The 13,190-nt window shown below is 70.5% G+C and carries 12 protein-coding genes; 3 read left to right on the top strand and 9 right to left on the bottom strand.

Going from position 1 to position 13,190, the window contains the following annotated elements:
• Position 1: 1 nt before the first annotated feature.
• From D7X99_RS22430 to D7X99_RS22405, 6 genes are all read right to left on the bottom strand, one after another.
• The gene (locus D7X99_RS22430) at positions 2-640 is read right to left on the bottom strand and encodes a GNAT family N-acetyltransferase (RefSeq protein WP_121779556.1); all 639 of its coding nucleotides are present in this window, start codon (positions 638-640) and stop codon (positions 2-4) included.
• 57 nt (positions 641-697) lie between these two features.
• Positions 698-2,218 (bottom strand): RNA polymerase factor sigma-54, encoded by a 1,521-nt coding sequence (rpoN, locus tag D7X99_RS22425; RefSeq protein ID WP_121779555.1) that lies wholly within the window; start codon positions 2,216-2,218, stop codon positions 698-700.
• A gap of 252 nt (positions 2,219-2,470) precedes the next feature.
• Entirely contained in the window at positions 2,471-3,211 is a 741-nt protein-coding gene (gene lptB / locus D7X99_RS22420) for an LPS export ABC transporter ATP-binding protein (protein ID WP_121779554.1), read from the bottom strand.
• Complete coding sequence (locus D7X99_RS22415; RefSeq protein WP_121779553.1) at positions 3,208-3,855, bottom strand: LptA/OstA family protein; 648 nt, start codon at positions 3,853-3,855, stop codon at positions 3,208-3,210. Before D7X99_RS22415 ends, lptB begins: the two co-directional genes overlap by 4 nt.
• A complete protein-coding gene (locus D7X99_RS22410; RefSeq protein ID WP_121779552.1) occupies positions 3,852-4,394 on the bottom strand; it encodes an LPS export ABC transporter periplasmic protein LptC in 543 nt (180 codons plus the stop codon). The genes D7X99_RS22415 and D7X99_RS22410 overlap by 4 nt, the downstream gene beginning before the upstream one ends.
• Positions 4,395-4,407: 13 nt before the next feature.
• Positions 4,408-5,361, bottom strand: coding sequence for a lysophospholipid acyltransferase family protein (locus D7X99_RS22405; protein ID WP_121779551.1), 954 nt, complete (start codon positions 5,359-5,361; stop codon positions 4,408-4,410).
• Between the two features lie 18 nt (positions 5,362-5,379).
• Here D7X99_RS22405 and astB point away from each other — a divergent pair, with 18 nt between their 5' ends.
• Both astB and D7X99_RS22395 read left to right on the top strand, forming a co-directional pair.
• The gene (gene astB, locus D7X99_RS22400) at positions 5,380-6,702 is read left to right on the top strand and encodes an N-succinylarginine dihydrolase (protein WP_121779550.1); all 1,323 of its coding nucleotides are present in this window, start codon (positions 5,380-5,382) and stop codon (positions 6,700-6,702) included.
• 133 nt (positions 6,703-6,835) lie between these two features.
• Positions 6,836-7,366, top strand: a complete 531-nt coding sequence (locus tag D7X99_RS22395; RefSeq protein WP_169824771.1) for an aminoacyl-tRNA deacylase — start codon at positions 6,836-6,838, stop codon at positions 7,364-7,366.
• 5 nt (positions 7,367-7,371) lie between these two features.
• Here D7X99_RS22395 and D7X99_RS22390 read toward each other — a convergent pair whose 3' ends face one another.
• A complete protein-coding gene (locus D7X99_RS22390; RefSeq protein ID WP_121779548.1) occupies positions 7,372-9,996 on the bottom strand; it encodes an O-antigen ligase family protein in 2,625 nt (874 codons plus the stop codon).
• Between the two features lie 177 nt (positions 9,997-10,173).
• Here D7X99_RS22390 and D7X99_RS22385 point away from each other — a divergent pair, with 177 nt between their 5' ends.
• Entirely contained in the window at positions 10,174-10,449 is a 276-nt protein-coding gene (locus D7X99_RS22385) for a hypothetical protein (RefSeq protein ID WP_121779547.1), read from the top strand.
• Positions 10,450-10,622: 173 nt separating this feature from the next.
• On the opposite strand, the gene D7X99_RS22380 is transcribed toward D7X99_RS22385, so the two are convergent.
• Together D7X99_RS22380 and D7X99_RS22375 are read right to left on the bottom strand one after the other, a co-directional pair.
• Positions 10,623-11,816, bottom strand: coding sequence for an acyltransferase (locus tag D7X99_RS22380; protein WP_121779546.1), 1,194 nt, complete (start codon positions 11,814-11,816; stop codon positions 10,623-10,625).
• On the bottom strand, positions 11,817-13,115 hold the full coding sequence (locus D7X99_RS22375; RefSeq protein ID WP_120594092.1) for a UDP-glucose/GDP-mannose dehydrogenase family protein: 1,299 nt from the start codon (positions 13,113-13,115) through the stop codon (positions 11,817-11,819).
• Positions 13,116-13,190 lie beyond the last annotated feature (75 nt).

Genomic DNA, 13,190 nt, shown 5'->3' with positions numbered 1-13,190 from the left:
ATCACTCCCGCGCCAGCAGTCCTTCGAGCCGCGCCTTCACGCCGGGCCACTCGGTGTCGATGAACCCGAAGTACGCGCTGTCCCGCACCACGCCGCCGCGCACCAGCATGTGGTTGCGCAGGATGCCCTCGAAGGAAGCACCCAAGCGCAAGATTGCCGCCCTGGAGCGCGCGTTGCGGCTGTCCGTCTTGAGCTGCACGCGCATCACGCCCAGCGTCTCGAACGCGTGCGTGAGGAGCAGGTACTTGCACTCGGTGTTCACCCGCGAGCGCCACGCCCGCCGCGCCAGCCACGTGGAGCCGATTTCGAGCGTGCGGAACTCGCGGGAGATGTCCATGTAGCGCGTGGTGCCCACCACGGCGCCGCTCGCCAGCTCGCGGATGGCGAAGGGCCGCTCCATGCACGTGGCGGCCGCCTTCAGCGCGACGGTGATGTAGTCCGCGACGTCCGCTTCCGTGCGCAGCACGCGCGAGAAATTGGCGAAGATTTCGGGCTCGCAGACCGCCGCGAGCGCGGGCGCGTGCTCCAGCGTCAGCGGCTCCAGTCGCACCGCCCTCCCCTCCAGGGTGACGGGCGGGACGACGAGCGGCACGGGGTCACGGCGGGGAACGCCGACATCGGTGGGGAGCACGGGGTCCATGGACCGCTTCATGCCCCAAACCGGCCCTGGCGTGCAGGGCCGGTGATGGAGAACGGCTTAGAAGTACTTCTTGCGCTTGCTGCTGGGGAGGATGCCCAGCACCTCGCGGTACTTGGCCACCGTGCGGCGGGCGATTTCCGTGCCCTGCGAGCGCAGCAGCTCGACGATCTTCTGGTCCGAGTACGGGTTGCGCGAGTCTTCCTGCGACACCAGCTGCTTGATGTGGTGCTTCACGGCCTCGCTGGCCGTGTCCTCGCCGGACACGCGCGCGATGGATGAGTTGAAGAAGTACTTCAGCTCGAAGATGCCCTGCGGCGTGTGCACGTACTTGCTCGTGGTGACGCGGCTGACGGTGGACTCGTGCATGCCGATGTCCTCCGCCACGTCGCGCAGGATGAGCGGCTTCAAGTGCGCGATGCCCTTGTCCAGGAAGTCCCGCTGGAACTTCACGATGCTCTCGGTGACCTTGTAGATGGTCCGCTGCCGCTGGTGGATGGAGCGGATGAGCCACATCGCGCTGCGCAGCTTGTCCTGGATGAACTCCTTCGTCTGCCCGGGGCTCACCGCGCCGTTCTTGAGCGCGTTCCGGTACATGCCGGAGATGCGCAGCTTGGACAGGCCGTCGTCGTTGAGGACCACGGTGTAGTCCTCGTCCCCCAGCTTGTAGACGAAGACGTCGGGGGTGATGTACTGCGCGTCATCCCCGCTGAAGTTGCGGCCCGGCCGCGGGTCCAGCTTCGGGAGCAGCCTCGCCGCCGCGACCACTTCGTCCAGCGTGACCTTGAGGTCCTTGGCGATGGCCGGGAGGTTCTTGCTCTCCAGGTACTTCATGTGCCGCTTGATGATGAGGCCCAGCAGCGCCGCGTTCGGGTCCTTCATCGCCTGCAGCTGGATGAGCAGGCACTCCTGCAGGTCGCGCGCGCCGCAGCCCCGGGGCTCCAGGTTCTGGATGCGGCGCAGGGTGCGCTCGGCCACGTGCATGGGCACGTCCGCCTCGTTGGACAGGCGGATGAGCGGGTCGCCTTCAATGTCGGGCAGCTTGAGGTAGCCGTCGTCGTCCAGGTTCCCGAGGATCAGCACCGCCACGCGGCGCTCGGCCTCGTTGAGCCGCAGCGTGCCCAGCTGCTCCTGGAGGTGGTCGACCAGGTCCTCCTTCTTCACCATGTTGGCTTCGAACGACGGCAGGTCGTCCGTGGCCACGTTGCCCTTGTTGGAGGCGGTGGTGGGCTCGTTGAACTGGTAGCTGTTGAGGTAGGACTCCCAGTCAATCTCCGGGGGGCCCTCGCCGTCCGCCTTGAACTCCTGGGCGTTCTCCGGCGTCGCCGACGGCAGATCCACGTCGCGCGCGATTTCCGCGTTGTCCGCTTCGAGCGAGGCCTCGCCAGGCTCCTTCTCGCTCACCTCCCCGGGCATGCCCTCTTCGGGCTGCTCCAGCAGGGGGTTCTGCTCCATCTCCTCGCGGACCTGGTCCAGGAGCTCCATGCGTGAGAGCTGGAGGAGCTTGATGGCCTGCTGCAGCTGGGGCGTCATCACCAGCTGCTGCGCGAGCTTCAGGCTCTGTTTGAGTTCCATCGCCATGTGGGGGCGTCTCCGGAAGGCATGCGTGCCACTTGATTGGAAGTTCCAATCAAGGACCGTGCCAACCTAACAAGGACCCCCGGCCACGTCCAGTGCCCCAGCGCGTGGTTTCTGATTTGCATCGTCAAAAATCCGCTGGAAATCCGACAGGTTGTCGTAACCCCTGCTCGCCTGGCAGATGTTCAGACGTCGACGCAAAAGCGGGGCCAACTTCACCGCGAGCATCTGGAGACATACGGGGAGGACGGCTTTTCACGGAGCCTGGAGACGGAACCGGTCTCCCAGGTAGACGGCCCTCGCACGGGCCGAGCCGGCGATCTGCGTGGGGGTTCCCTCTTCGAGAATCTGACCCTGTGCGATGATGTAGGCCCGGTCGCAGATGCCCAGGGTGTCCTGGACGTTGTGGTCGGTGATGAGGATGCCCAGGCCCCGCTCCCTCAGGAGGTGGATCTGCCGCTGGAGGTCGCCCACGTTGATGGGGTCCACGCCGGCGAAGGGCTCGTCGAAGAGGATGAAGCGGGGGGCGGGGATGAGGCTGCGGGCGATTTCAGCGCGCCGCCGCTCGCCACCGGAGAGTGTCTCGCCCCAGGACTCAGCGACGTGGGAGAGGCCGAACTCCTCCAGGAGGGTGTCCGCGCGCTGCTTGCGATCCTGGGCGGTGAGGCCCTTCTGGAGCTCCAGCACGGCCAGGAAGTTCTCGCGCACCGTGAGCTTGCGGAAGACCGAGGCTTCCTGCGGCAGGTAGCCCACGCCACGGCGCGCGCGGCGGTGCATGGGCAGGTGGGTGAGGTCCTCGTCGCCCACGCGCACCCGGCCCGCGTCCGGCGTCACCAGGCCCACCACCATGTTGAAGCTCGTCGTCTTGCCGGCGCCGTTGGGTCCCAAGAGGCCCACGACTTCACCGGGGGCGACGTTGAAGGACACGTCGCGCACCACCTGGCGTTTGCGGAAGGACTTCTGGAGCCCTTCGGCGAACAGCTTCGCGCCGCTCATGGCGTCGTGCCCGCCGGCTTCGGCGCGGGGGCCTTCTTGCGGGTGCCGGGGACGGCGGTGGTGGACGGGGAGTCCACGAGGATGCGGGCGTTCTCCACCTCCAGGCGCTCGCTGCCCAGGACGAGGCGCACCTTGGTGCCGGTGAGGTAGGTGTTGCCCTGGCGGGCCTCCGGGGAGCCCGTCACCACCAGCACGCCCGAGGGCACGTCGTAGTCGGCGCGTTCGCCCCGGGCCTGCCGGTCGCCGTCCACGGCGCGCACGTTGCCGGCGCACACCACGCGCGTCACCTGGCGGGTGGCGTTGTAGTAGCCGGTCATCTTCTCGCAGCGGATGTCCATGGTCTGGTGCTTCACCACCACGTTGCCGGTGAGCACCGCCTGGTTGCGGTCGCCGGTGACGTGGTCCGCGGACAGGTCCACCGGGTTGCGCAGTCCCGTGGGCGCCAGCGACGTGCCCGGCGCGGGCGGCGGCGTGGCCGGGGTGCTCGGGGCCGGAGCAGCGGGCGTGGCCGGGGCGGTGGCGGCACCGGGCTTCGCGGCTGGAGTGGTTTGCACGACGCCCGGGGCGCCCGGAGCGGCGGGCGTGGCGGCCTGGGAGGACGCGGGCTGGGCCAGGAACAGCGCCATCACGAGGAACTCAATCACTCCGTCGCTCCACCCAGCACGGCTTGGACCGTGCCCTCGAAGGTGAACGTCTGGTCCGCGGCGGACAGCGTGAAGCGGTCCGCCCGCATCTGGTAGTCGGGACCTCTCATCGTCACGCCCTCCTCACCATGGGCCCGCCGCGCGTCCGACTCGTAGGTGAGCCGGGGGGTGTTGGCCACCAGGCCCTCGCCCGTCTGCACGACGACGCCGCCCGTGCCCACCCACGTCTTGGACGCGAGGCTGCCGTCCATATTCGGCGCGGTGATGGTGGTGCCTGCCTGCTGGGAAGCGGGCGAGCCCTTCCCGGGGGGCAGGCTCACGACGACCTCGGTGGCCTGCACCTCGCCGCCCGCGCGCCGGTAGAGGACGCGCGAGGCGGTGCCGGAGACCTGGAGCGTGTCGCCCTCGTAGGAGCGCAGGTGCGCGCCCTCCAGCACCACGTCCGGGCGCGGCTCGTTCGAGGCGCCCGGGGCCGGACGGCGCGGCGCGCAGGCGGTGGCGAGGAGTCCCAGGAAGCTCAAGGCAAGCAGGCGCGGCACAAGGCCCTCCTTATCACCGCGCCGGGGCGGACGGTGCGTCAGCGAGGGCCGGGGGAGCGTCCTCGGGAGGACGCGTCTTCCAGCGCTGATGCATCCACACCCACTGTTCGGGGGCGCGGCGGATGGCCGCCTCGATGCGCTGCGACAGCGCGGCGGTGAGCGCCTGCACGGCCGCCTCACGCTCCGTCGCGTCCGGGTGCGGCACCTCTTCCATGGTGAGCCGGTAGCCCTGGCTGTCGCGCTGGCAGAAGCCCACCACCACCGCCGCGCCGGTGCGCAGCGCCAGGTCCGCCGCGGCGCGAGGGGTGGCCGCCAGCTCCCCGAAGAAGGGCACGAAGACGGACTGCACCTTGGTGTCCTGGTCGATGAGGATGCCCAGGATTTCGCCACTGCGCAGCGCGCGGAGCATGGCCCGGGCCGCGCCCTCCTGGCCGCGCCAGATGCTGCGCACGCCGCCCTTGGCCCGGAAGTCCTCCACCAGCGCGGTGAGACGAGGGTCGCTGGTCTCCTTCGCGATGCTCTGGCTGGGGTAGCCCGCCCTCGCCACACGCCGGGCGAGCAGCTCCCAGTTGCCCACGTGGCCAGACACGAAGACGACGCCCTTCCCCTTCGCCAGCGCGGCCTCCAGCACCTGGCGGTCCGCGTCCGGCCAGGACACCAGGGACTCCAGCCCGGCATCCAGCGCCCGCGCGGAGGCGACCTCCAGGGCCGCGGCGGCCAGATGGCGGAAGGCGTCACGGGCGAGCGCGTCACGTTCCGCCCCGGTCCTCTCCGGGAAGGCGCGGGCCAGCGACTTGAGCGCCTTCCTGCGCTCTCCGCCCGCGAACGCGTAGGCCCAGCCGCCCAGGGTCATGCCCAGGGTGCGGGCCGTGTCCAGCGAAAGGAACTGGAGCAGGCGCAACATCCCGGCGATGAGCAGGTAGCGCAGGTAACGCTTGAGGCGCTTTGTTAAAGGGGGACGCTCCACGACGCGTCTCCATATCCCATGCGCGAATACAACTTCGACGGCCTCATTGGTCCGACCCACAATTACGCCGGCCTCTCGCCGGGCAACCTGGCGTCACAGCACCACGGCGGCCAGCCCAGCCACCCCCGGGAGGCGGCACTCCAGGGGCTGGAGAAGATGCGCTTCGTGTCGGAGCTGGGCGTAGGCCAGGCGGTGCTGCCGCCCCAACCGCGCCCTTCCCTGCGCACCCTGCGGGCCCTGGGCTTCACGGGCTCCGACGAGGAGGTCATCACCCGCGCCGCGCGCGACGGGGAGCACCTGCTGCGCCTCACCTCCAGCGCCTCCGCCATGTGGACGGCGAACGCGGCCACCGTGGCGCCGTCCGCGGACACCGCTGACGGCCGGGTGCACCTGACGCCCGCGAACCTCACGCAGATGTTCCACCGCGCCATCGAGGCGGACACCACGCACGCGGTGCTGCGCGCCATCTTCGCGGACGCGAAGCACTTCCAGGTGCACGCGCCGCTGCCGGGCGCTGCTCACTTCGCGGACGAGGGCGCGGCCAACCACACGCGCCTCTTCACGCCGGGACACAAGGCCGTGCACGTGCTCGCCTGGGGGCGCAGCGCGTGGCAGGACGTGAAGGGGCCCCAGCGCTTCCCCGCGCGCCAGACGCTGGAGTCCAGCCAGGCCCTGGCGCGGCTGCACCAGCTGGCGCCGGAGCAGGTGGTGCTGCCGCAGCAGCATCCGGACGGCATCGACGCGGGCGCGTTCCACACGGACGTGCTCGCGGTGGGCAACGAGCGCTTCCTCATGCTGCACGCGCTGGCCTTCGTGGAGCACCCGAAGCTCCTCCAGACGCTGCGCGAGAAGCTGGGCGACGCCTTCCGCTTCGAGGTCGCGACGGACGCCGAGCTGCCGGTGAAGGACGCCGTGCGCGCCTACCCGTTCAACTCGCAGGTGCTGTCGCTGCCGGACGGCACCATGGCCATCATCGCGCCCATCGAGAGCCGCGAGACGCCCACCGCCCACGCCTTCCTGGAGCGAGTGGTCGCCGGGGACAACCCGGTGAAGGCGGTGCACTACCTGGACGTCCGGCAGTCCATGAACAACGGCGGCGGCCCGGCGTGCCTGCGTCAGCGCATCTCGCTCACGGACGCGGAGCGCGCCGCCATCACCGCGGACGTCTTCTACTCGCCGGCCCTGCACGAGGGGCTCGCGGCGTGGGTGCGCAAGCACTACCGCGACGTGCTCAAACCGGAGGACGTGCGCGATCCGCAGCTCGCGCGCGAGACGATGAGCGCGCTCGACGAGCTGACGCGCCTGCTCAAGCTGGGCAGCGTCTACGACTTCCAGCAGTGACGTGAGGTAGCCCGCCCGCCTGCCCTCCGGCGCACCCGACGAGGGCAGGCAGCCACGGCCGTCTAGTTCCAGTGGCGAATGGCCGCCCGCGTCGTCCGGACACACCTTGTAAGCGAAGGAGGTGATGTCCCCCATGATTCCGAGTGCCATTCAAAGCTATCTGCGGCGCCATCGCGTCCCCTTCGAGCGGTACGCCCACGCTCGGGCCGTGACCGCGATGGAGCTCGTGGATGCCCTCAACGTGCCCGGTTGGCGAGTGGCCAAATCCATCATCGTGCTGGCCGACCGGCAGCCGTGGATCGTCGTCGTGCCCGCGATGGCGACCGTGGACCTGCGACAGGTCCGCCACACGCTGGGCGTCCGCACCGCGCGGCTCGCCGCCGAGTCCGAGTTCGCCGACCACTTTCCCGACTGCGAGACGGGTGCGGAGCCTCCCTTCGGCGAGCTGTATGGCCTGCCCATCGCGATGGACGAGTCCTTGAGCGTCAACGAGCGGCTGCTGTTCCGCGCCGGTTCGCACGAGGAGGCCCTGGAGATGCGCTTCCAGGACTTCGCGCGCCTGGAGTGGCCGCTGGTCGCGTCCTTCATCCAGCCGCTCTCGCGTGAAGAAGAGGAGAAACCGTCGTACGGAGCGCCCGTGGAGGACTCAGGCGCGTCGGCCTGATGTCCTCATGGAGCGGGAGCGTCGCTGACCGCCGGTGAACCCGGCGGTTCCACTTCCCGCCCCTTCGCGTCCTCCAGCAGCCCGCCCTTGTGTGCGTCCTGCAGGGCACGCTCGCGTTCTTCCAGCCGCGCCGCCCAGGCTTCACCCTCCGCGCGCCGTGCATCGTTAGGTGGCATGAGCCGCAGGCCCTCGTGCACCGAGCGCGCCGCCGCGTCGTAGCGCGACAGCAACTCCTGCAACCGGGCCACCGCGAAGTGGCTCTCCGGACCGGGCAGCAGCCCCACGACCGAGCGGCGCTGCTCCAGTGCGCGGGCCAGCAGGCCTTCCTGTTCGAAGCTGTCCGCCTCCAGCGACAGCAGGCGTGCGCGCTGCCGCAGGTCGGTCAGGTACGGCGCCATGGCGGCCAGCGTGTCCCGGGACCTGCGCGTGAGGCCGGCTTCCTGCTGCCGCGTGGACAGCGTGAAGGCCAGCTCCACGTCGTGGGGGAAGCGCTTCACGAGCGCCTCCAGTGACTGCAGTGCCTCCGCGCGCTTTCCCTGCGCAAGCCACACGTCCGCGCGCAGCAGGTGCGTGGCCAGTGCGTCCGGGGCGCGCCGCTCCACCTCCGCGCAGGCCGCCTCCGCCGCGGGGAGTTCTCCCTGGGCCAGCCGTCCGCGCGCTTCCTGCATCCACAGCGCGGTGGCTTCGGGCCGGCCCTCGAAATGTTCACGCGCCCAGGTGAGCCATGCGAATCCCAGCGCGCGACGCGAGGGCCCGGCGAGCAGCGTCTCCGCGAGTTCCGTCACCTGCCCGGGCGCTTCGGACGTGAGGGTCTTCAATTCCTCGACCGTGCGGGCACGGGGCATCGCCTCGCTGATCAACACGCGCGTGTCCCCGGCCTCGTGCGCGAGCCGGTACTCCAGGAAGGCCTGCTCGCGCCGGCTCAGATGCAGCAGGGCCCGCGCGGCCACGCGGTGCGCGGGCGCATCCAGGGGCCGCAGGTACAGCGTGTGATTGACGAAGCTCAGCGCGTCCTTCGCGCCCTCGGCGCCATTCGACACGGAGGCCATCGCCATCAGCCGATACAGCAGGTAGTCCGCAGGGTGCACGTCGATGAGCTGGAGCCCCAGGGCTCGCACCTCCGCGACCGGCGCCCGCGCCGCCACGCGCTCCGCCAGCAGCGCCTCCGCGTCCGCCATCCTCCGCCGTCCGGGCACGAGCGCGACGAGCATCATGCCCGTGAGCCCCGCCGCCAACGCCAGCGCGGGACCGGCGGGCAGTGTGCCCATCTTCGTGCGGCGCGCGGCCATGCGCTCGGCCTCACGGGGCCGGGCCACCGCGCCCAGCAACACCGCGACCGCCACCGCGCACGCGGGCAGTTCCAGGTTGAAGTCGAAGAGGTTGTGCAGCGCCAGCGCCGCCACGCCGGACAGCACCGCCAATTCCACGGGCCCGTGGTCCTCGCGCCGCACGCGCTTCACGAAGGCCCAGATAGCCAGCCCGAGCAGCAGCAGTCCCGGCACGCCCCACTCCGCCGCCACCTGCAACACCGCGTTCTCCGGGTGCGTGAAGGTGTTGGGATTGGGCTCGGTCTGGTAGCGCGGGAAGGCGGCTTCGAACGCGCCGCGCCCCATGCCCAGCACCGGGAAGGCGCGGGCCGCGCGGGCCATCATCGGCCAGGGCTCCATCTTGCCGCGGCGCAGGGACTCCACCCCGTCCACGGTGCGCGCCTCCGCCCACAGCTGATCCGCCGCCAGGTACGCGCCCACGGACAGCGTCGCCAGCAGCCCCAGCAGCACCGCAGCGCCCCGTCCCCACGCGGGCCTGGCGGGAGTGCGCGCCTCGCGACGCTGCTTCATCAGCCACGCGGCGAGCAGCACCTGCCCGAAGACGAAGAACACGATGCCCGCGCGAGACAGCGACAGCAGCACGCCCGCGCCGGAGACGAGCGCCGCCATCGCGAAGGGCCACGCGCGCGAACGCGGCTGCTTCGACAGCGCGAGCCCCACCGCCACCGTCGCGCACAGCCCCAGGAAGCCCGCCAGGTGGTTGGGATTTCCAAACGGCGTCACCAGCGGCGGCCGCGCATGCACGTACGCCCGCAGCCCGAACAGCGCCTCCACGCCGAACAGCGCGTGGCCCAAGCCCACCGTCGCCACCGCCGCGCCCGTGAACGCCAGCACCGCGAGCAGCCGCTGCCGTGACGCCCGAGCGCGGCACACCTGCACCGCCGCGACGAACGTGAGGAGATAGGCCACGTGCTTCGCCAGCTCACGCCAGGTGGCGGAAGGCTCCAGCGACACCGGCCGCCAGCCCGTGAGCCCCAGCGGAACGAGCACGTCCTCACGCAGCGCCGCGGCCTCCGGACTCACCCATGCGAGCAGCCCGGGTGGCAGTGGCACGAGTTGCAACGCACACAGCACCACGGCGCCCACCAGCGGCGCGGACAGGAGCGGCACGCGCGGGGTCTCTCCCTGACGCCGGGCTCCCACGAACGCCAGCACCGCCGCGGCCCCTGACAGCACGCCCAGCGGCCAGGACACCCAGTGCGCCGCGCCGCCGAGCGCCACCGGGCCCAGCACCACCAGCGCCGCGAGCGCCACTTCCGCGTAGACGGTGTACCGGGAGACGCGGTGGGAGCCAGGAGCCATGCGCGGCGCGGGAGTATGTCACGCTCCTCACGAACCTCCGGGGCTCGTCCCCTCGGCCAGAGGACGCGGCGCCTGGACGCCTCCTCCCCGGTGCGGCCTTCCGGGGCCATCGAATGAACGCCCCGCCCGGGACACCGCTTGCATCCGGGGAACCATCTGGCATCTTCCCCCGACCCCATGCGTCGCTTCCTGCTCACTGCCGCCATCCTCTGCGCCTCCCTCTCCGGACTCACCGCGTGCAAGAGCGCGTGCCGCGAGCTGTCCGAGAAGCTCTGTGAGTGCGCCTTGAACTCGGTGGAGAAGCAGGCCTGCCAGCAGCGAGCCGCCGACGAGGAGGGCCGCGTGGAGCCCGTCGCCGAGGACGAGATCGTCTGCGAGGCGAAGCTCGAAGGCTGCGACTGCCGCACCATCGAGACCGAGGAAGGCAAGAAGGCCTGCGGCCTCGCCCGCTGAGGACGCGCTGTCGCGAGGCTCGACCTTCGCGGCCCACGAAGAGGCCCAGGCCTCAGTCGCTGAGCATCGCCCGCTGAAGGCGCGCTGTCGTGAGGCTCGGGCCTCCGCGCCCTGGAAGCGCCCACGGCATCACCTGCTGAACGCCGCCCGCTGAAGTCGCGCTGTCGCGAAGCTCAGGTGCCCGGCACCACGGGAGTCGGAGCCGGCCGCGCGGGCGAGCCATCCACCCACCGCTGAAGCCCACGCCGCACCCGCGTGCGCCACGGCGTCTCCACCCACCGGTGCACCGCCACCGACGCGGGCACCAGCAACACCAACAACACCGCCAGGAAGCGCGTGGGCGACGACGGGCCCACGAACCGCTCCAGCCAGTGCACCAGCTCGCTGACGGGGTACTGCAGCAGGTACAGCGCGTAGCTGGCCCCGCCCAGGTGCACCAGCCACGGCCGCGCCAGCACCTGCCCCAGCGGGCCGCCGCCGCGCGCCAGCCCGTACACCAGCAGCGCCGACGCGGGCGCCAGCAGCGCGTTGTGCATCAGCGGATACGGAATCCACGCGCCCTGCGAGAAGCCCGCGACCAGCAGCGCCGCGCCCGCCAGCGCCATCACCGCGCCAGAGCGTCGGGACTCCGCCGTCGCCGCCGCCCGCTCCCGCACGAAGACGAGCCCCAGCAGCACGCCCAGCAGGAACTCCGGCAGGCGCATCAACGGGTTGAGCTTCACCACCGCCAGCCACATGCCGCCAGACGCCGCGTTCAGCACGCCCGGCCCGTCCGGCCGCAGCACCAGGTAGAGCACTGGCGGCACGAGCCCCAGCAACCACGCGCCCACCAGGGCCGCCGTCATGCGCGCGCCCCGGAAGCGCTCCAGCCGCCCGGCCAGCGCCGGGAACACCGCGTAGAAGAACGCCTCCACCGACACGGACCAGGACGGCGGGTTCCAGTACAGCGCCAGCTTCGGCACCCACGACTGGAGCAGCAGCAGCGTGGTGAGCCCCGCCGTGGTCAGCTTCGCCGCGGCCACCGGCACCGAATTCGCCGACAGCGAGCCCTGCGCCGTGGGCACCGCCGACAGCAGGAACATCAGGAGGAACACCGGGTAGACGCGCGCCAGACGCGCGCTCCAGAAGGCCCGGGGCGGGGTCTGCATCCCGCCGGCCGTGTCCACGTAGTTGTACGCGAGCACGAAGCCGGACAGGAGGAAGAAGACCCCCACGGAGGCATAGCCGGAGGCCACCACCTGCACCATCCACTCCGGCGCCACGCCCTGGATGCACGGGGTGCCGAAGTGGAACAAGACGACGTGCAGGGCCGCCAGGAAGCGCAGCCCTGTCAGTGCATCCAGCGAGCCTCCGGACTGCTGCTTCATCTACTTGCGACCGATGCCGAAGTAGGTGAAGCCCTGCTCACGCATGCGCGCGGGCTGGAAGATGTTGCGGCCGTCGAAGATGACCGGCGACTTCATCAGCGACTTCATGCGCGCGAAGTCCGGGTGGCGGAACTCGTTCCACTCCGTCACCACGAACAGGCCGTCCACGCCCTCCAGCGCGTCGTACGGCAGGTCCGCGTAGCGGATGCGGTCGCCGAAGACGCGCTTGGACGCGTGCGCGGCCACCGGGTCGTGCGCAATCACCGTCGCGCCCTTGCCGATGAGGCCCTCGATGACCTCGATGGACGGCGCCTCGCGCATGTCGTCCGTCTTCGGCTTGAACGCCAGGCCCCAGACGCCGAACTTCTTGCCCTCCAGCGTCCCGTAGTGCTTCACGGCCTTGTTCACGAGCAGCTTCTTCTGCCGCTCGTTGGTGCGCTCCACCGCGCGCAGCAGGTCCAGCTCCAGGCCGTACTCACGCGCCGTCGTGACGAGCGCCTTCACGTCCTTGGGGAAGCAGGAGCCGCCGTAGCCCACGCCCGGGAAGAGGAACGGGTAGCCAATGCGCTTGTCCGCGCCCAGGCCCTTGCGCACGAAGTCCACGTCCGCGCCCACCTTCTCGCAGAGCGCGGCCACGTCGTTCATGAAGGAGATGCGCGTCGCGAGCATCGCGTTGGCCGCGTACTTCGTCAGCTCCGCGGAGCGCGTGTCCATGAACAGGATGGGGTTCTCCGTGCGCACGAACGGCGCGTACAGCTCCCCCATGAGGGTCCGGGCGCGCTCGGTGTCCGCGCCAATGACGACGCGGTCCGGCTTGAAGAAGTCGTCCAGCGCGGCGCCTTCCTTCAGGAACTCCGGGTTGGAGACGACGTCGAACTCCACGTCCGTCACCTTGGCGATGGCCTCGCGAACCTTGTCCGCGGTGCCCACCGGCACGGTGCTCTTGTCCACCACCACCGTGTACTGCTTCATCGCGCGGCCCACCGCCTGCGCCGCCGCGAGCACGTACTGGAGATCCGCCTCGCCGCTCTCCCCTTCAGGGGTGCCCACGGCGATGAACACGGCCTGCGCGTTCGCCACGCCTTCGGCCAGGTTGGTGGTGAACGTGAGGCGCTTCTCCTTCACGTTCTTGCGGATGAGCTCCTCCAGACCCGGCTCGTAGATGGGGACCTGTCCATCCTGGAGCATGCGGATCTTCCGCTCGTCGATGTCCACGCACGCGACGTCGTTGCCCGAGTCCGCGAAGCAGGTGCCCGCGACGAGTCCGACGTAACCCGATCCGATAATGGCAATGCGCATTCTTTGAGTGTCCTGGTTTCGACAGGTGGCGTCATGAACTCATACGCCGACCGGAGCACTGAAAGAAAGCCCGGG

Origin of the sequence: Corallococcus sp. AB032C (assembly GCF_003668935.1) — a bacterium.
Lineage (GTDB): Bacteria > Myxococcota > Myxococcia > Myxococcales > Myxococcaceae > Corallococcus > Corallococcus exiguus.
This window is presented reverse-complemented; position numbering and strand designations above follow the sequence as displayed.

What these genes read in the sequence shown, in the direction of transcription:
- D7X99_RS22430 (WP_121779556.1), bottom strand. Translation starts at nt 640, where the DNA reads ATGGACCCCGTGCTCCCCACCGATGTCGGCGTTCCCCGCCGTGACCCC.
- rpoN (WP_121779555.1), bottom strand. Translation starts at nt 2,218, where the DNA reads ATGGCGATGGAACTCAAACAGAGCCTGAAGCTCGCGCAGCAGCTGGTG.
- lptB (WP_121779554.1), bottom strand. Translation starts at nt 3,211, where the DNA reads ATGAGCGGCGCGAAGCTGTTCGCCGAAGGGCTCCAGAAGTCCTTCCGC.
- astB (WP_121779550.1), top strand. Translation starts at nt 5,380, where the DNA reads ATGCGCGAATACAACTTCGACGGCCTCATTGGTCCGACCCACAATTAC.
- D7X99_RS22395 (WP_169824771.1), top strand. Translation starts at nt 6,836, where the DNA reads ATGATTCCGAGTGCCATTCAAAGCTATCTGCGGCGCCATCGCGTCCCC.
- D7X99_RS22390 (WP_121779548.1), bottom strand. Translation starts at nt 9,996, where the DNA reads ATGGCTCCTGGCTCCCACCGCGTCTCCCGGTACACCGTCTACGCGGAA.
- D7X99_RS22385 (WP_121779547.1), top strand. Translation starts at nt 10,174, where the DNA reads ATGCGTCGCTTCCTGCTCACTGCCGCCATCCTCTGCGCCTCCCTCTCC.
- D7X99_RS22380 (WP_121779546.1), bottom strand. Translation starts at nt 11,816, where the DNA reads ATGAAGCAGCAGTCCGGAGGCTCGCTGGATGCACTGACAGGGCTGCGC.
- D7X99_RS22375 (WP_120594092.1), bottom strand. Translation starts at nt 13,115, where the DNA reads ATGCGCATTGCCATTATCGGATCGGGTTACGTCGGACTCGTCGCGGGC.